Here is a 17288-nt window from a genome sequence, read left to right on the forward strand (position 1 = left end):
CGGGGCAAAGGATCAAGAGAGCGGCTTGCGAGACGCCCATCTGAGGGTAAGGTGGCCGCATGACGACCGATCAAATCATTCTGTTTGCGCTTTTCATTACAGTCTTTGGAATGCTCCTTTGGGGACGTTTCCGGTATGACCTTGTGGCCTTCACCGCCCTGATGATCGGGGTCACTCTGGGTGTTGTGCCAGTCGACAACGCCTTTGCCGGGTTCGGGCACCCCGCAACGATCATCGTTGCCCTAGTGCTGGTGGTCTCGGCCGGGCTTGTCCGGTCAGGTGCCGTGTTCCTGATCACACGCACCCTCGTGGATGCCTCGCGCGGTCTTGGCGCCCATATCGCACTGATGGGCGGGATCGGCGCGGTTTTGTCAGCCTTCATGAACAACGTGGCCGCACTGGCCCTTCTGATGCCGGTTGACATACAGACTGCGCGCAAAGCGGGGCGCGCTGTGGGGCTGACGCTCATGCCGCTCAGTTTTGCGACGATCCTGGGTGGCATGGCGACCCTGATCGGGACACCGCCAAACATCATCATCGCCTCGATCCGGGCCGAGACATTGGGCGAGCCGTTCAAGATGTTCGACTTTGCCCCCGTCGGCGGAATCGCGGCCATCGCCGGATTGGCCTTCGTCTCGTTAATCGGCTGGCGGCTAATCCCGAACCGAGGCGCGCAGGAAGAAGCCTCCGAGGCGCTGGCGGAATACATCGCCGAACTCACCCTGCCCCCTGAGTCGCCTCATAGCGGCAAGCGCGTCAGCGAACTGTACGAGGACGCCGAGAAGTCTGACGTGGCAATCATTGGTCTGATCCGCGACGGCAAACGGCGCTATGGCCGATCTGCCCACGCCACACTTAAAGAGGGCGACGCGCTGGTGCTGGAGGCGCGGCCCGAAGCGCTGGATGAGTTCCGTGCAGCGCTCAAGCTGGATTTCTCAGACACCCGCCGGCAAGAGGTGCTGACGGCAGAAGGCGACGGGCTTGAGGTGATCGAAGTGGTCGCCACGGAAAGCGCGCGCATCACCGGCCGTACCGCGCAAGGGTTGGGTCTGGCGTGGCGGCAAAGCACGGTTCTGATGGGAATCTCGCGCCAGGGCCGCCGTATCAGCGAACAGGTCCGCAAGACCGAGGTGGAAGCAGGCGACATCCTGCTGCTGCTCTGCCCCCGCGACCGGGGTGCCGACGTGACAGAATGGCTGGGCTGTCTGCCATTGGCGCAGCGGGGCCTGAACGTAACGGCAAACGAAAAAGCCTGGTTCGCCATCGGTCTGTTCGCCACTGCGGTTTTGGCGGCCAGCATTGGGTTGATCTACCTGCCCATCGCGTTGGGTTTTGTTGTCGTGGCCTATGTCCTGACCAAGATCATGCCGATCAGTGACATCTACAACCATATCGAATGGCCGGTCGTGGTGCTGCTGGGGTCCATGATCCCACTGGGCAGCGCGTTAGAGACCTCAGGCGGCACAGAACTGATCGCCAACGCCCTGATCCAGCTGACCAATGGCCTGCCCGCCTGGGCCATCCTGACCGTGCTGATGGTCGTGACGATGACCCTGTCGGACGTGCTGAACAACACGGCCACGGCCATTGTTGCCGCCCCCGTGGGCATCCAGATGGCCCGCACGCTCGAGGTCTCTCCCGATCCATTCCTGATGACCGTGGCCGTTGCCGCCTCGGCCGCGTTCCTCACGCCGATCGGGCACAAGAACAACACGCTGGTTCTGGGCCCCGGGGGCTATCGGTTTGGTGACTATTGGCGCATGGGTCTGCCGCTTGAGATCCTGATCATCGCAGTTTCGATCCCCGCGATCCTTGTCTTCTGGCCGCTTTGACAGGTAAAGCCCCACTATGAAACGCTTTCTGATCCTCCAATTGCGCCCCGAGGCTGATGCGTCGGACACCGAATATGCCTCGATCCTCGACAAAAGCGACCTGACGCCTGAGCAAACCCACCGCATCAGGCTGGATTGCGAGGACCTGCCCGAGGGTTTAAAAGTCACCGACTATGCAGGTGTCATCGTCGGCGGAGGTCCGGGCTGCGTTAGCGACGATCCCGCGACGAAATCCGAGTTGGACACAAAGATCGAAAACGCTGTCATGGGGTTGATGCCGCAGATCACCGCGCAGGATCACCCCTTTATGGGCTGCTGCTATGGGCTGGGCGTTCTGGCCGCGCATTTGGGTGGCGACGTCAGCAAAGCCCGTTTCGGCGAGCCGGTCGGCCCCTCGGCCTGCCGCCTGACTGAGGACGGCGCCACTGATCCCTTGACCGCGGGCCTTTCGCCCAAGTTCGACGCCTTCGTCGGCCACAAAGAAGCCGTCCAGACCCTGCCTGACGGATGCGTGCATCTAGTTGCCTCAGACCCCTGCCCTTTTCAGATGATCCGCTGGGGGCAGAACGTCTATGCGACTCAGTTCCATCCGGAGGCCGATGCCAAAGACTTTGAGCAGCGCATCAACATTTACAAGCACCACGGCTATTTCCCTCCCGAGGACGCCCAGCGCCTGATCGATATCTGCAACGCGGCAGACGTCACACAGCCGGGCGAAATCCTGCGCCGGTTCGTCGAACGCTATAGATGACCTAACGACGCGGTTGCCTGACGGTTTCCCCCTCGCTTAGTCTGCATTGAAACGACTTTGGGAGGAGTTGTTCTTGGATTTTCTAATCAATGTCGGCCTGCCTGTTTCGCTGGCCATCATCATGCTGTCTTTGGGCATCGGGCTTGAGATCGCCGATTTCCGGCGTGTCCTGACCCGCAAATACCCGTTTGCAATTGGTGCGCTGTGTCAGGTCGTGCTGCTGCCAATCGCCGCGTTCGCAACCGTCAAACTCCTTGGCCTACCGCCAGAGATTGCCGTCGGTTTCATGCTGCTCAGCTTTTGTCCGGGTGGGGTGACCAGCAACATCCTGACGAAATTTGCCAAGGGCGATGTGGCGCTTTCTGTTAGCCTGACGGCGGTGATCAGTATCCTGTCGATTCTGACTGTGCCGATCCTGGCTGCCTGGACCATCGCGCATTTCATGGGCGAAGACGCGCCCGAAGTGTCGATCACTGGGCTTGCGATTGCCATGTTCCTGATCACGACCCTACCCGTCGCCATTGGCATCACGGTTCGCAGGTTTGCAACGGGATTTGCAAACCGGATCGAGGGCGGGTTGTCCAAACTGGCTGGCGCTCTGTTCCTGCTGATCGTCATCGCCGCCGTGGCCGGGAACTGGCAGCTCTTTATTGAGAACCTTGGCATCATGGGCACCGGGTTGGTGTCTCTAAATATCGCGCTGCTTCTGATCGGTCTGGGTGCCTCGCGCGCCGCGAACCTGTCCTGGGCCGAGTGTAAAAGCATCTCGATTGACACCGGCATCCAGAACTCGACCCTAGGGCTGACCTTGGCGGCATTGATCACGGGAACCGAGACCGGGTTCAGCACTCTGGCTTTGCCCTCGGCGGTTTATGGCGTCACTATGTATGTCGTTGTGTTCCCCTTCCTCCTTTGGTTTCGCAAACGCTGAAAGGACCTGACATGGCCAATAACACGGCAGATGCGATCGTTGTCGGAGGCGGATTGGCCGGGCTGGCGGCTGCGGCCGAGCTGGGCGACCGGGGCAAAACGGTGATCGTTGTGGATCAGGAACCCGAGAGCTTTCTGGGTGGACAAGCGTTCTGGAGCCTCGGCGGCCTGTTCATGGTCGACACGCCCGAGCAGCGCCGGATGGGCATCAAAGACAGCCACGACCTGGCCCTGCGGGATTGGATGGGCAGCGCGCAGTTTGATCGCGACGACGATCTGTGGCCCCGCAAATGGGCCGAGGCATATGTCGAATTCGCCGCAGGGGAAATGCGCCCATGGCTGCATGACATGGGTCTGCGCTGGTTCCCGGTGGTCGGTTGGGCCGAGCGTGGAGGCTCCTACGCGAACGGGCATGGCAACTCGGTCCCGCGGTTTCACATCACCTGGGGCACCGGCCCCGGCGTGCTGGAACATTTCATCCGTCGTGTTAAAGAGCATGTCAGCACCGGGCTGATCCAGCTGAAGTTCCGCCATCAGGTCAGCCACATCATCATGCAAAACGGCTGCGCCAAAGGTGTCTCGGGCGAAGTTCTGGCCGAAGATACAGCCCAGCGCGGCGCCAAAACCAACCGCGAAGAGCTGGGCGAGTTCGAATATTATGCCCCTTCGGTCATCGTCACCTCGGGCGGGATCGGCGGGAATTTTGAGATGGTCCGCAAGAACTGGCCCCGCGACCGACTGGGCGAACCTCCGCAAGACATGGTCGCAGGTGTCCCGTTCCACGTGGACGGACGTATGATCGCGATCAGCGAAAAGGCGGGCGGCCATGTGATCAATGGCGACCGTATGTGGCACTACACCGAAGGCGTGCGAAACTGGGATCCGATCTGGCCCTCACACGGGATTCGTATCCTGCCCGGGCCAAGCTCGATGTGGTTCGATGCCAAGGGCAACCGCTTGCAACCGCCCTGCTTGCCTGGGTTCGACACGCTAGGGACGCTGCGCGAAATTCTGAAAACAGGACACGAGTACAGCTGGTTTGTTCTGACCCAGAAGATCATCAAAAAGGAATTCGCCCTGTCCGGTTCGGAACAGAACCCCGATTTCACCTCGGGCAGTTGGAAAGAGGTCATCCGCCAGCGCATCCTGTCTGGCAGCAAAGCCACAGCCCCCGTTGAGGCGTTCAAGGAAAAGGGCGAGGATTTCATCGTCGCCAACACTCTGACCGAGCTGGTCAGCGGCATGAACCAGTTGGGCGGAGGTCTGATTGATGAAGCCCATCTGAGGGCGCAGATCGAGGCGCGGGATTCTCAGGTCGACAATCCGTTCTCGAAAGACGCCCAGATGATGGCGATTCTGGCGGCGCGTAACTATCGCGGTGACAAGCTGATCCGGACGGCCAAGCCGCACAGGTTCCTCGATCCCTCAAACGGCCCATTGATCGCGGTCAAGCTGCACGTGCTGACCCGCAAGACGCTTGGCGGACTGCAGACCAATCTGGACAGCCAGATGATCGGAGCGGACGGGCAAGTGGTGCCCGGCCTGTTTGCTGCTGGCGAGGTCGCCGGTTTCGGCGGCGGGGGCTATCATGGCTATAACGCGCTTGAAGGCACGTTCCTTGGCGGCTGCATATTCTCAGGCCGCAACGCCGGGCGATCCCGCGCTGTGGCCTGATTCGTCACTGCTTGCGAACCAGTTTGATGACGGGTTCGCCCGCCTCATCCAAAAGGGCCAACGCGTCGCCCTGCACGGCGAAGGTAGTGACGCTCTGCATTGTTTTCAGGAAGGCGCGTTCGATCTCATCCAAGGGTGGCGGGCAAGCCATGAGTGTGGCCGCCATATTGTCCGGAAACTCGATGCGGTTGCCTGAGATTTCGGCCTGACCGGTGAACCGATTGCATCCGCCGGTGCCCGAGAACGCGCCACCTTGGCCAAAGATCAGCTCAGGCCGTCTCTCCGTTTCGATCGGCTCACCGTTTAGCGATGCGGCTATCCAGTCCGAATTCTCCAGCATTGTCGCCCCCTGCGCCTGAACTTGCACGAGCATCAACTCGACGGAGTTCCCGGCCTCATCTGAAATTACCGGATAGGCCGTGTCCGTGGTGAACAGCAGCTTTTGCCCTTGAGTAATCGTCGCCCTCACAGAATAGCGGTGCCCATCCTTGATCAGGGCGTCGTCATAGCTCAGCTGAAACGAGGCCGGAACGGCAGACAGAGCGTAGCGTTGCGCCGCAAGCGTTACGGCTGGCGCATCAGCAAGCGAGACATCCTGAAGCTCAACAAACAGGGTTGCATCGGGCGGAACGGCGATCCTTTCGCGATAGCTGGCCGAGCCTTCGACTGTTCCGGCAAAGCCAGTGGTCGCCATCATCGCGCAGGCGATCGCGGCAATTGCGGTTCCTCTTGCAGGCATGATCCAATCCTCTTGTCATAAACACATTCATAAAGCTTTGTGTATAGGCCAAGATTTGCAAGAGGCACCGCAAAATGACGGCGGGTCAGTGCCGATCCTACAGCGGCCAGAACAGCGGAATGAGAAGCGATGCCAACAGCCCAACGGTCAGGTTCAGCGGAATACCCACCTTCATGAAATCCGTGAACCGATAGCCGCCGGGGCCATAGACCATCATGTTGGTCTGATACCCGATCGGCGTCGCGAAAGAAGCCGAAGCCGCAACCATGACAGCAACCACAAGTGGACGCGGGTCCATCCCAACGGCTTGCGCCAGACCAATTGCAATCGGCGTGACAACTACGGCGACCGCGTTGTTTGAAACCAGCTCGGTCAGAACCGAGGTCAGCAGGTACACCGCCCAGATGATCAGGAACGGAGGCAAAACACTCAGCGACGGCGCGACCGCTTCGACAATCAGGGACACCGCACCTGACGCGTCCAAGGCGGCCCCGATGGCCAGCATGGCAAAGATCAGCGCCAGCAGGCGACCCTCGACAAAGGAGAACGCCTCATCCGCGTCGATGCAGCGCGTCAGAAGGACTGCAGCGACGGCTAGGATGGACAGCAGCAAGATCGGTGCAACGCCGAGAGCCGCAAGAACGACGATTCCGACCAGTGATCCAATCGCAATGGGCGCATGGCTTCGGCGGAAGGCCCGCGCCGAGGGTTGGGTGACATCGACCATGTCCATGTCGGCGGCCAGCTTCTGGATGTCAGCCGGAGACCCTTCGAGCAGCAGAGTATCCCCCACCCGCACGACAAGCTCATCGAGCTGCAACCCGATATTCTGGTTCCGCCGATGCACTGCCAGCACATAGACACCATAACGACGGCGCAGACGCATGGTGCCCAGCGTCCGACCTACCATCCGACAGCCTGGAGTGATCAGAACCTCGACCGTTTTGGTCTCGACAGCCGAAAGCTGATCAACCCGCTTGAGTTCCTTGTTGCTCTGCAGGCTCAGCAGCTCAGTCATTTCGGTGCGCAGAACCACTCGGTCGCCGACATTCAGCGTCACCCCTTTGAGGTTGCGCCGCAACGAGTCGTCGCCGCGCAGCACGTCGATCAAACGCACGCCGGGGCGCTTGAACAGCTGTACGCCGGTGACCTCGCGCCCGATCAGATTACTTTCCGGAGGAATGACGGCCTCGGTAAAGAATTTCATCTTAGACCGGTCGCTTAGCATCGAGGCCATGCTGTCCCGTTCCGGCAAAAGGCGCGGCGCGATGAAGCGCAGGTAAACCATGCCATAGATCACCAGCACGATACCCAGCGGCGTGACTTCGAAAATCGTGAACGCCTGCATGCCCTGCGCCCGCGCCACACCATCCACCAGCAGGTTGGTCGAGGTCCCGATCAGAGTCAGTGTGCCTCCCAGAATGGCGGCATAGCTGAGCGGGATCAGCAGTTTTGAGGCAGGTACGTTCAGCGTGCGGGCGATCTGAACAAAGACCGGGATCATCACAACGACCACCGGCGTGTTCGACACCACGGCCGAGGCCACCACCACAAACCCCATCAGCAACGCAATCGCTATGCGCGGGTTCACCTGCGCCCGCTTCTGGGCCGTTGAGGTGAACGCATCCAGCGCTCCGGTCCGCACCAAGGCCCCCATGATGATGAACATCGCGGCAATCGTCCAAGGCGCGGGGTTCGACAGAACGGCCAGCGCGTTTTGATACGGCAGAATGCCCGTCACCAGCATCAGTGCGACGCCACCAATGGCCACGACCTCGGTCGGGTAGACCTCGCGCAGGAACATCACGAACATGCCCGCGACCACCAAAAGCGCCAGTATTGCGCTGCCCATGTCTGTCAGTGAGAGGAATTGCATTCGTGGTTTTCAGTCCGAACCCTAGGCCCAAGCGCCGTACACCCAGTTTCCCGCATTGCGATGATCAGGGCAAGCATTTACGGCCCGGCCTGCTCCAGCCGACCACCCACGCGCACCATACGCACTGATTTTGCGCTGCCATCCTGATCATTGGTCTCGACGAATACTCCGCTGAGGGTTGCCTCGCCGTTGGCCGGGGAAAAACGCGCCTTGGGCATACCAGTGATGAATCGTCGCATCGGCTCGACCTTGTCCATACCGATGACCGAGTCATAGTCACCGCACATCCCCGCATCTGTCAGATAAGCGGTGCCGCCGGGCAGAATCTGCGAATCCGCCGTCGGTACGTGCGTGTGCGTGCCCACCACAAGGCTGGCGCGCTTGTCGCAATAGTGGCCCATCGCCATTTTCTCGGATGTCGCCTCGCAATGCATATCCACGATGATGGCATTGGCCTGTCCGCCACGCGGGTGGGACTTCAATATCGGCTCGACCGCCGAGAACGGGTCATCAAAGGGCCGCTTCATGAAAACCTGGCCCAGAACCTGAACCACCAGAACCTTGCGCCCTCCGGGTGCGTTGAACAGGCGGTGGCCCCGCCCCGGCGCGCCCTTGGCAAAGTTCACCGGGCGCACGATGCGGGACTCTTTTTCGATGTGTTGCAGCATGTCTTTCTGGTCGAAAGCATGATCGCCCAGCGTCACGCAATCCGCGCCCGCATCGAGTAGCAGTTTAGCATGATCCCCGGACAGCCCCATCCCGTTCGAGGCGTTCTCGCCATTGACCACAACAAAATCCAACCGCCATTCGTCGCGCAGACGCGGCAGATGCTGTTGGATGGCCGTGCGTCCCGCGCGGCCCATGACGTCACCCAGAAAAAGTATCCTCATCCCAACGGTCGTAAGTCTGGTCAACGCGAAGCACAAGTGGTTATGCTGCCGTAATAAACCGTCAAAGCCCTTTAGATCGGAGAAACTTGATGTCGCGTATCCTATTGTCTGCCCTTGGCCTCACTGCGCTTGCCGCTTGCGATCAGGCAGCCACGAGCGATTCCAATACCCAGATTGCCAACCCTGCGGCCACATTCTGCGTGGAAAGCGGTGGCAAATATGAAATCCGCGACGGCGCCGACGGGCAAACCGGCGTTTGCATATTGGCCAGCGGCCGCGAGGTAGACGCTTGGGAATACTTCCGTGAGAACCACTCGATCTAACGAGGCAGCCTTAGAACGTCAGAATCCGGCTTTCCGTGATTACCATATCCAACGACTGATCGGTGGGCTCCAACGGCAGTCCTTCGGCCTCTTGCGCATCGAAGGCAAAGCCGATCGCCAGGGTTGGGCGTTTGGCGCGCAGCCCTTCCAACGTGCGGTCGTAGAACCCGCCGCCATAGCCCAGACGGCCGCCCTTGGCGTCAAAAGCCACCAGAGGAACAATCAGAATTTCGGGGTCGAAGTAGTCATCGGCCTCGGGCACTTTCGCCCCGAACGGCCCATCCTTCAAAGCGCCCTCGGGCGTCCAACGCGAGAATTTCAGCGGCTGCCCCGCGGCCTGAATCACCGGCACACCAACGGGACCGTAGGCTGTGGCCTCAGCCATTGCAGGCAGCGGGTCGATCTCTGTCCGGATTGGCATGTAGCCCGACATGGGCACGCCTCGGTGGCCTCCCAGTATCTCGGACAAACGGCCCGCAGCGCCCGGCAAAGAGGCATCAAACGCCGCTTTGCGACGGGCAAACGCGGCCTTGCGCGCCATCGCTTTGATTTCAGTCAGATCGGTCACAGAAGCACCACGCTGGCAAGTCCCAAGAAGATGAAGAAGCCCATGACATCCGTTGTGGTTGTCACAAACGTCCCCGATGCCAGCGCCGGGTCAATGCCCATTCGGTCCAGCAAGACCGGTACTACCGTACCTGCAAAACCTGCGATGATCATGTTCACGACCAAAGCAGACCCGATCACGACCCCAAGCAGCGGTGAATCGAACCAAAGCATCCCCACCGTGCCCAGAACGATCGCAAAGCACAGGCCGTTCAGCATACCGACCAACAGCTCTCGCCGTATGACACGCATGACATTCGAGGCGGTCAGGTCGCGCGTGGCCAACGCCCGAACCGCTACCGTCAGCGATTGTGTCCCTGCATTGCCACCCATAGAGGCGACAATCGGCATCAGGATCGCCAGCGCCACCAGCTGATCAATCGCAGCCTCGAATTGCGAAATCACCAGCGAGGCACAGATCGCCGTACACAGGTTCACCGCAAGCCACGGCAAACGCCGACGGCTGGTCGCGGCGACACTGTCCGAGATCGAGCTTTCGTCGCTCACCCCTGCCAGACGCAGAATGTCTTCCTCGTGTTCTTCGTCCAGAACCACCATAGCGTCGTCGATGGTGATGACCCCGACCAGACGGCCATCGGCATCGACCACGGGGGCCGAGATCAGGTGGTACTGGTTGAAAGCATAGGCCACATCCTCTTCGTCCTGATCGACAGGGATGATGTGGAATTCTTCTTCCGCCAGGTCCCTCAGCGGCACCTCGCGCCGTGCAGCCATCAGCTTGCCTAAGGTGATCTGCGTAACAGGCTTCAGGCGGGGATCAACCAGCACAACATGATAGAATTGTTCCGGCAGGTCATCATTGGCGCGCATGAAATCAATGGCCTGCCCCACCGTCCAATGCTCGGGCGCCATGACCACCTCGCGCTGCATCAAACGACCGGCCGAGTTTTCGGGATACGAGAGCGCCTGCTCTGCCGCGACCCGCTCGGAATCCTCAAGCGCGTCCAGAATCGTCTCCTGTTGCGGCTCTTCCAGATCCTCCAGCAGGTCGACGACATCGTCGCTGTCCATTTCCCGAACCGCTTCGGCCAGAACGTCGGGTTTCAGGACACCAATTACCTCTTCCCGGACGGCCTCATCCAGTTCCGACAGGATGTCGCCGTCGAATTCTTTGTCATAGAGACGGATCAGGCGCGCACGGTCGTAGGGATTGATCTGCTCCAGAAGGTCCGCGATATCGGCTGCGTGCAGCGGCTCCATCAACTCGACCAGCTTGTCGCGATCATCCACGTCCACGGCAAACAGGATCGCTGCAACGGTACGGCGGTCCAGCGCGTAAACGTCTTCGTCAGCGGAGTCGGTTACGGGATCATCAATGCCTGTGGTCATGTGCTGCTCCCGTTCTTGATCATGCTATTGGCCCCTAATTAGAAGAAGCAGCTACCGGAAAACAATGACAATGCGCCGATTTACCCTCAAGTTTCGCACGCATATGCTGATGACCGGGCTCAAACAGCTAAGGAACAAGGCGAATGGCGCAAAAGACGCTTTTGAAAGGGCGCGTTCTGAGTTTCGACGGCTCCCCTTTTGATGGAGAGCCAACGGATTGCACCAAACTCGACGAAGCGGTCGTGATCGAGGATGGGCGTGTGCAGGCAGTCGGCGCGCTGGATAGCCTACGCGCCGCGCATCCGGATGCCGAGATTACGGACTACGGCTCTCATCTGATCATGGCCGGGTTTGTCGACCCGCATGTGCATTTCCCTCAGACCGCCATGATCGCTAGCTGGGGCAAGCGGCTGATCGACTGGCTGAACACCTATACCTTCCCCGAAGAGATGAAGTTCGGCGATATCGACTACGCCACCGAGATCGCCAACCGTTACCTCGACCTAACCACCGCACATGGAACGACGACCATGTGCAGTTTCTGCACGATTCACCCTGAAAGCGTCGATGCCTTTTTCTCGGTCGCCCAACAGCGCGGCCAACGGGTTGTTGCAGGCAAAACCTGCATGGACCGCAACGCACCCGAAGGGCTCCGGGATACCGCGCAAACGGCCTATGACCAGTCTCAGGCCCTGTTGGAGAAATGGCACTGCGTGGATCGTCTGTCTTACGCGATCACGCCTCGGTTCTCGCCCACCTCGACGCCCGAACAGCTTGAGGCTTTGGGCGCGCTCTGGGCGGAACACCCACATTGCTTGATGCAAACCCACCTGAGCGAGCAAACCGATGAGATCGAATGGGTCCGGTCCCTGTTCCCGGATGCGCGCGATTATCTTGATACCTACGAAAAATTCGGCCTGCTGGGTCAAAACGGCCTCTATGGTCACGTTATCCATCTAGAAGATCGTGAGCGGGATCGGCTGCGCGAGGTGGACGCCGGCTTGGTGCATTGCCCGACCTCGAACACCTTCATCGGGTCGGGCCTATTCGACATGAACGGGTTGATCCGAGATGGCCACCGCGTTGGCCTGGCCACCGATACCGGTGGCGGGTCCAGCTTTTCGATGCTGCGCACCATGGCCGCTGCTTATGAGATCGGCCAGCTGCGCGGTCGCCCTTTGCACCCGGCGCAATTGCTTTGGCTGGGTACAGTCGGGTCGGCTCGAACGCTGCGAATGGATGACTGCATCGGGAATGTCGCCCCGGGGATGGAGGCCGATCTGGTGGTGATCGACCTAGCCTCGACCCCAGCCATCGCCCAGCGCGAGGCCCATGCCGATGATCTGTGGGAGGCCGTGTTCCCCACCATCATGATGGGCGACGACCGCGCTATCGCTGATGTCTGGATCGGAGGGGCACAGGTCGCCCGTTGAATGCGCCTTCGGCACATGCCTCCGGCGTGGATATTTTTAGCCAGATGAAGGGCGGATTCCGCTATTGGGCAAGTGCGCGGGCCAGACGTTTTTGGGTTTCGATGGTGCGCGGCAGGTCAATCGTCGTGATCTGACCGTCGCGCACGATCTGGCGGCCTTCAACGAACAGATTTTTGACCTGCATTGGACCCGCCAGAAGCAAGGCTGCCGGGTCCCAACTGCCCGCGCTTTCGAGGCTTGTGCGGGTATCCCAGACGGCAATATCGGCCCGTTTACCCGGCATCAGTCGGCCGCAATCGGGCCGTCCAAGCACGTCGGCGCCACCCCGTGTCGCGATCTCAAGCGCTTCGCGGGCGGACATGGCGTCTGCGCCATTCACCACGCGTTGCAGCAACATAGCTTGCCGCGCCTCGAGCATCAGGTTGCCGTTGTCATTGCTGGCCGACCCGTCCGCGCCCAGCCCCACCTTCACGCCTTTATCCCTCATGGTTCTTACTGGCGCTATGCCAGACCCGAGGCGACAGTTCGAGCAGGGGCAATGGGCCACTCCGGTTCCCGTCCTTGCGAACAGATCGATCTCGACCCCATCCAGTTTCACGCAATGGGCATGCCAGACATCTGCTCCGGTCCAGCCCAGCTCCTCGGCATATTGACCGGGACGACAGCCGAATTGAGCTTCGGAATAGGCGATATCTTCGTCATTCTCGGCCAGATGCGTATGCAGCATCACCCCCTTGTCGCGCGCCAGTAGTGCTGCGTCTCGCATCAGGTCGCGGCTGACGGAAAAGGGCGAACACGGTGCAAGGCCCACCCGGCACATCGACCCCTCGGAAGGATCGTGAAACGCATCCACCACGCGGATCATATCGTTGAGAATGTCTTTCTCACGCTCGACAAGACTATCGGGCGGCAGGCCTCCGTCACTTTCACCGATACTCATCGCCCCGCGCGTGGGATGAAAGCGAATCCCCAATTCCGAGGCGGCGGCAATCGTGTCCTCAAGCCGCGCTCCGTTCGGGTAGAGGTACAGGTGATCGGAACTGAGCGTGCAGCCCGACAAGGCAAGTTCGGCCAGCCCAATCTGTGCCGAAGTGAACATCTCATCCGATCCGAAACGCGCCCAGATCGGGTAGAGCGTCTGCAGCCAGCCAAACAGCAAAGCGTCCTGCCCGCCCGGAACCGCCCGTGTCAGAGTTTGGTAAAGGTGGTGATGCGTATTCACCAACCCGGGTGTGATGACGCAGCCCGAGGCATCGTGAATCTCTCCGGTCGTGGTCAGGTCTTGGCCGATTTCGGCGATCTGGCCGCCTCGGATCAGGATATCCGCGCCGTGCAGTTCCTGGCGATCATCATCCATTGTTAGGATGGTATCGGCGTTTTTGATCAGTATTTCGGGCATTTCACGCTCCTGCTTTTGCCCGTCTCAAGCAAGGAGTGCATCAGCCAGCGGAAAACGGGCGCAAGAACCGGCTTGGGCCAGCTTACCTACGCGCGGCCAAGACGGCAACGACATTCAATAGTTACGCAGGATTTCCAACGCCGCGGCGTGAATTTCAGCGTTGGCGGCGGCCAACGCCCTTCCGCCATTGTGGGCCGGGCCACCTTGCCAATCGGTGACGATACCGCCTGCGGCTTCGATCACCGCAATCGGTGCCTGAATATCATAGGCGTTCAACCCGGCCTCGATCACCAGATCTGCCTGACCGGCGGCAAGCAGGGCGTAGGCGTAGCAGTCCATGCCATAGCGGGTCAGTTGAACCAACTCAGCGACGGCGTGAAAACCTGCACGATCCTCTGACGTGCCAACCTCAGGGAAGGTCGTGAACAGGGTTGCCTGCTCTAACACCTTTGTCCCACGCGTTTTCAACGCAGTTGTGCCCAAAGGCCCAGTCAGTTGAGCTATGTCTGATCCGCCCACAAAACGCTCACCGATATAGGGCTGATCCACCACGCCTATGATCGGACCATCTTGAGTGGACAGAGCGATCAGCACGCCCCAGGTCGGTGTACCGCTGACGAACCCTCGGGTGCCGTCGATCGGATCAAGTACCCAGATCCGGCCCGAAGTCCCCTCAACCTGCCCGAATTCTTCACCAAGAATGCCATCTTCTGGCCGACGCTGTGCCAGAACCGCCCGCATGGCTTGTTCCGCCGCGCGGTCAGCCACAGTGACGGGGTCATACCCGCCAGCCAGCTTGTTGTCAGTTTCGAGATTAGTCTGTCTGAAATACGGAAGGATGGCTGCGCGCGCGGCGTCAGCCATTTCTTCGGCAACTTCAAGGTCGGTTAGGTCGGTCTGGCTCATGCAGCACAGGTGCTGCGAACACAGGCCGGTGTCAAGCCGTGGTGATCAGGCAACGTCGCTAAGAACGCGTGCCAGTTCGAACAAGCGGCGACGCTGGTTTTCCGGAATCGCGTAGTAAGAGCGCACCAGATCCAGAGCTTCCTTGTCACCCATCAGGTCAGCAGGAAGCGCGCTCTTGTCGGATTTCTCTTTTTGGCCTTCTTCAAGACCTTCAAAGAAAAAGCTGACCGGTACGTCCAGCGCATCGGCAATGTCCCACAGACGGGAGGCACTGATTCGGTTCGCCCCGGTTTCATATTTCTGAATTTGCTGAAACTTGATACCAACTTGCTGCGCCAACTGCTGTTGGGTCATGCCAATCAGCCAGCGGCGATGTCGGACACGCTTGCCCACATGGACATCGACGTGATGAGTCATTGGTATTCTCCTCTACTACACACACATCTGTTGCGGGACTTCGCGCCGTTCACATAAACAGAAGTTAGAGAAGTCCCCATAAGCATCCCCCAACCAGACATGTGCGATCCCCCGATACAGCACTGCCGTCCAATATTGCCGCTTTTGACTTTTTTTTCAAGTTGGTTGAATTGGAATCTCTGTACATTGGTTTATGGTTGTGCATCTCTGGGATTTTGGCGGCGCGGCCGGACCAAACTGTTTTCGTTAGCGCGCTCAATCAGCTGAACGCATTGACAATTTCGCTCATACTGCGACCTATTCCCTGAAAACCGAGATGAACCATCATGCTTGCACATCGCATTGAATCCAAAGGCTCCGACGCGCGAATTGTCGAAATACCCACGCCGACACCTGCCGAGGGACAGGTCAGAATCGCCATCAAAGCATGCGGCCTGAACTTCGCCGATTTGCTGATGCAGAAGGGCACATATCAGGATACGCCAAACCCTCCGTTCACTTTAGGCATGGAAATCGCCGGCGTTGTCGAAGAATTGGGGCCAGAAGTCTCTGGCTTGAAGGTTGGTGACCGTGTCGCCGTGTACTCGGGCAAGGACGGGTTGGCCGAGTACGGCGTGTTCGACGCGGATCGGGCCATCCCCATCCCGGATGAGACCAGTTTTGAAGAGGCTGCCGCCATTCAGATCGCCTACGGGACCAGCCATCTGGCACTGGACCATCGCGCCCGGTTGCAGCCGGGTGAAACCCTGCTCGTGACCGGAGCTGCCGGTGGCGTCGGACTGACCGCGGTGGAAATCGGCAAACTGATGGGCGCGACCGTGATCGCCCAAGCGCGCGGTGCGAATAAGCTGGCCGTTGCGCAGGCCGCCGGGGCGGATCACCTGATCGACGCCTCGGAAGACCTGCGCGCCCGCGTCAAAGAGTTGGGAGGCGCTGATGTGGTCTATGACGCGATTGGCGGCGACATATTCAAAGCCGCCTTCCGCGCCACCAACCCCGAAGGTCGTCTACTGCCCATCGGCTTTGCCGGAGGCGATGTCCCTCAAATCCCGGCCAACCAACTGTTGGTCAAGAACCTGACGGTGATAGGCTTCTATATCGGCGGTTATCTGAGGTTCCGCCCCGATATCGTGCGCAACAGCTTTCAGGCGTTGTTCCAATGGCATGCCGAAGGGAAGATCACCCCTCATATCAGCCATACCCTTCCGTTGAACGAAGTCGAACAAGGCCTGCGCCTGTTAAAAGAGCGCAAATCCACCGGCAAAATCGTGATTACGCCCTAGCCCGCCACCGCCCGAAGGGGCGTGCCGCCTAGCATGCGGAAATTCTGTCGCACCAGTTGCGCCAACGCTTCGATGATTGCATCACGCCCCGGCTCTCCTCCGTAGAGATTGATCATATGCGCTGGCAGCTCGGGCAAAACACCACCCGAGTCGATCTGTTCAAGGTGTGCGGCCTCGGTGCCGTCCAGCATCGCGTGAATCGCCAGATCAGCGCTGACGGTGGCTTCGATGGTGCGGTCATTCTCGGTTTCGACGGAAAGCTCCCACGGTATACCTGCGGCATCCAGCGCCGCGATAACCTGCGGGCGGAACATGCAGCGCCGCCCCAGCGCAATCGGCAACGGATTCTTGCGCCAGGCCGAGCCACCGGGAGCCCCGATCCAGCGTAGAGGCAGCTCAGCAATGGTCTCAGAGCCGTCGGATGACGAAGGCTCGGTCGTCAGGATCAGATCACATTCTCCGCGCTTAAACATATCCTTTAGCTGCAGCGAATAGGATGAGATCAACTGCACCCGCACACGCGGGAAATCGGCATTGAACCGCTGAAGTACGCGCGGGATCGCCGGATAGACAATGTCATGAGGGACACCCAGAACCACCTCGCCCTCAAAGGCCTGATCCGTGAGTTTCGAGATCACCTCATCATTCAAAGCAATCATCCGACGGGCATAGGCCAGCAACTGCTCGCCCGAGGCGGTCAGCGCGATAGTCCGCCCGCTGCGATCCAGAAGCTCCAGATCCAAAAGCTCTTCCAGGCGTTTCAACTGCATGGAGACGGCTGATTGCGTCAGATGCAGAAACCCTGCCGCGCGTGTGACGCCGCCCTGATCGGCCACAGCCACAAAGGATCGCAATGTGGTGATGTCCAGATTTCTCATG

At 59.8% G+C, this 17288-nt stretch carries 16 protein-coding genes; 7 read left to right on the top strand and 9 right to left on the bottom strand.

The window, feature by feature from the left end; genetic code table 11:
• Positions 1-59 precede the first annotated feature (59 nt).
• The 4 genes from ACR0AI_RS10695 (at position 60) to ACR0AI_RS10710 (ending at position 5187) form a co-directional block, all read left to right on the top strand.
• Entirely contained in the window at positions 60-1832 is a 1773-nt protein-coding gene (locus ACR0AI_RS10695) for an SLC13 family permease (protein WP_480674138.1), read from the top strand.
• A gap of 16 nt (positions 1833-1848) precedes the next feature.
• Complete coding sequence (locus ACR0AI_RS10700) at positions 1849-2583, top strand: glutamine amidotransferase (RefSeq protein WP_480674136.1); 735 nt, start codon at positions 1849-1851, stop codon at positions 2581-2583.
• 73 nt (positions 2584-2656) lie between these two features.
• On the top strand, positions 2657-3514 hold the full coding sequence (locus ACR0AI_RS10705) for a bile acid:sodium symporter family protein (protein WP_480674134.1): 858 nt from the start codon (positions 2657-2659) through the stop codon (positions 3512-3514).
• Between the two features lie 11 nt (positions 3515-3525).
• Positions 3526-5187, top strand: coding sequence for an FAD-binding dehydrogenase (locus tag ACR0AI_RS10710; RefSeq protein ID WP_480674132.1), 1662 nt, complete (start codon positions 3526-3528; stop codon positions 5185-5187).
• A 4-nt stretch (positions 5188-5191) separates the two neighbouring features.
• Here ACR0AI_RS10710 and ACR0AI_RS10715 read toward each other — a convergent pair whose 3' ends face one another.
• The 3 genes from ACR0AI_RS10715 to ACR0AI_RS10725 form a co-directional block, all read right to left on the bottom strand.
• The gene (locus ACR0AI_RS10715) at positions 5192-5926 is read right to left on the bottom strand and encodes a YbaY family lipoprotein (protein WP_480674130.1); all 735 of its coding nucleotides are present in this window, start codon (positions 5924-5926) and stop codon (positions 5192-5194) included.
• A 97-nt stretch (positions 5927-6023) separates the two neighbouring features.
• Complete coding sequence (locus tag ACR0AI_RS10720) at positions 6024-7802, bottom strand: SLC13 family permease (protein WP_480674128.1); 1779 nt, start codon at positions 7800-7802, stop codon at positions 6024-6026.
• A 77-nt stretch (positions 7803-7879) separates the two neighbouring features.
• Entirely contained in the window at positions 7880-8692 is an 813-nt protein-coding gene (locus tag ACR0AI_RS10725; protein WP_170377991.1) for a TIGR00282 family metallophosphoesterase, read from the bottom strand.
• Between the two features lie 89 nt (positions 8693-8781).
• Between ACR0AI_RS10725 and ACR0AI_RS10730 the strand changes: the two genes are divergently transcribed.
• Positions 8782-9015, top strand: coding sequence for a DUF333 domain-containing protein (locus tag ACR0AI_RS10730; RefSeq protein ID WP_170639380.1), 234 nt, complete (start codon positions 8782-8784; stop codon positions 9013-9015).
• A gap of 10 nt (positions 9016-9025) precedes the next feature.
• Here ACR0AI_RS10730 and ACR0AI_RS10735 read toward each other — a convergent pair whose 3' ends face one another.
• Both ACR0AI_RS10735 and mgtE read right to left on the bottom strand, forming a co-directional pair.
• Positions 9026-9583, bottom strand: a complete 558-nt coding sequence (locus ACR0AI_RS10735; RefSeq protein WP_480674125.1) for a 5-formyltetrahydrofolate cyclo-ligase — start codon at positions 9581-9583, stop codon at positions 9026-9028.
• Positions 9580-10971: a magnesium transporter gene (gene mgtE, locus ACR0AI_RS10740; RefSeq protein ID WP_480674123.1), complete on the bottom strand. Its 1392-nt coding sequence runs from the start codon at positions 10969-10971 to the stop codon at positions 9580-9582. The genes ACR0AI_RS10735 and mgtE overlap by 4 nt, the downstream gene beginning before the upstream one ends.
• Before the next feature lie 143 nt (positions 10972-11114).
• On the opposite strand from mgtE, the gene guaD reads away from it, so the two are divergent.
• Positions 11115-12404: a guanine deaminase gene (gene guaD / locus ACR0AI_RS10745; RefSeq protein ID WP_480674121.1), complete on the top strand. Its 1290-nt coding sequence runs from the start codon at positions 11115-11117 to the stop codon at positions 12402-12404.
• A 61-nt stretch (positions 12405-12465) separates the two neighbouring features.
• Here guaD and ACR0AI_RS10750 read toward each other — a convergent pair whose 3' ends face one another.
• From ACR0AI_RS10750 to ACR0AI_RS10760, 3 genes are all read right to left on the bottom strand, one after another.
• Complete coding sequence (locus tag ACR0AI_RS10750; protein WP_480674119.1) at positions 12466-13803, bottom strand: 8-oxoguanine deaminase; 1338 nt, start codon at positions 13801-13803, stop codon at positions 12466-12468.
• Between the two features lie 114 nt (positions 13804-13917).
• Entirely contained in the window at positions 13918-14709 is a 792-nt protein-coding gene (gene hisN / locus ACR0AI_RS10755) for a histidinol-phosphatase (protein ID WP_480674117.1), read from the bottom strand.
• A 45-nt stretch (positions 14710-14754) separates the two neighbouring features.
• On the bottom strand, positions 14755-15126 hold the full coding sequence (locus ACR0AI_RS10760; RefSeq protein WP_170377978.1) for a helix-turn-helix domain-containing protein: 372 nt from the start codon (positions 15124-15126) through the stop codon (positions 14755-14757).
• A 326-nt stretch (positions 15127-15452) separates the two neighbouring features.
• Here ACR0AI_RS10760 and ACR0AI_RS10765 point away from each other — a divergent pair, with 326 nt between their 5' ends.
• Complete coding sequence (locus ACR0AI_RS10765; RefSeq protein ID WP_480674114.1) at positions 15453-16409, top strand: NADPH:quinone oxidoreductase family protein; 957 nt, start codon at positions 15453-15455, stop codon at positions 16407-16409.
• Here the strand turns inward: ACR0AI_RS10765 and ACR0AI_RS10770 are convergent.
• On the bottom strand, positions 16406-17287 hold the full coding sequence (locus ACR0AI_RS10770) for a LysR family transcriptional regulator (protein WP_480525225.1): 882 nt from the start codon (positions 17285-17287) through the stop codon (positions 16406-16408). The genes ACR0AI_RS10765 and ACR0AI_RS10770 overlap by 4 nt on opposite strands.
• Position 17288 lies beyond the last annotated feature (1 nt).

It is taken from the genome of Ruegeria sp. BG3 (assembly GCF_056538485.1).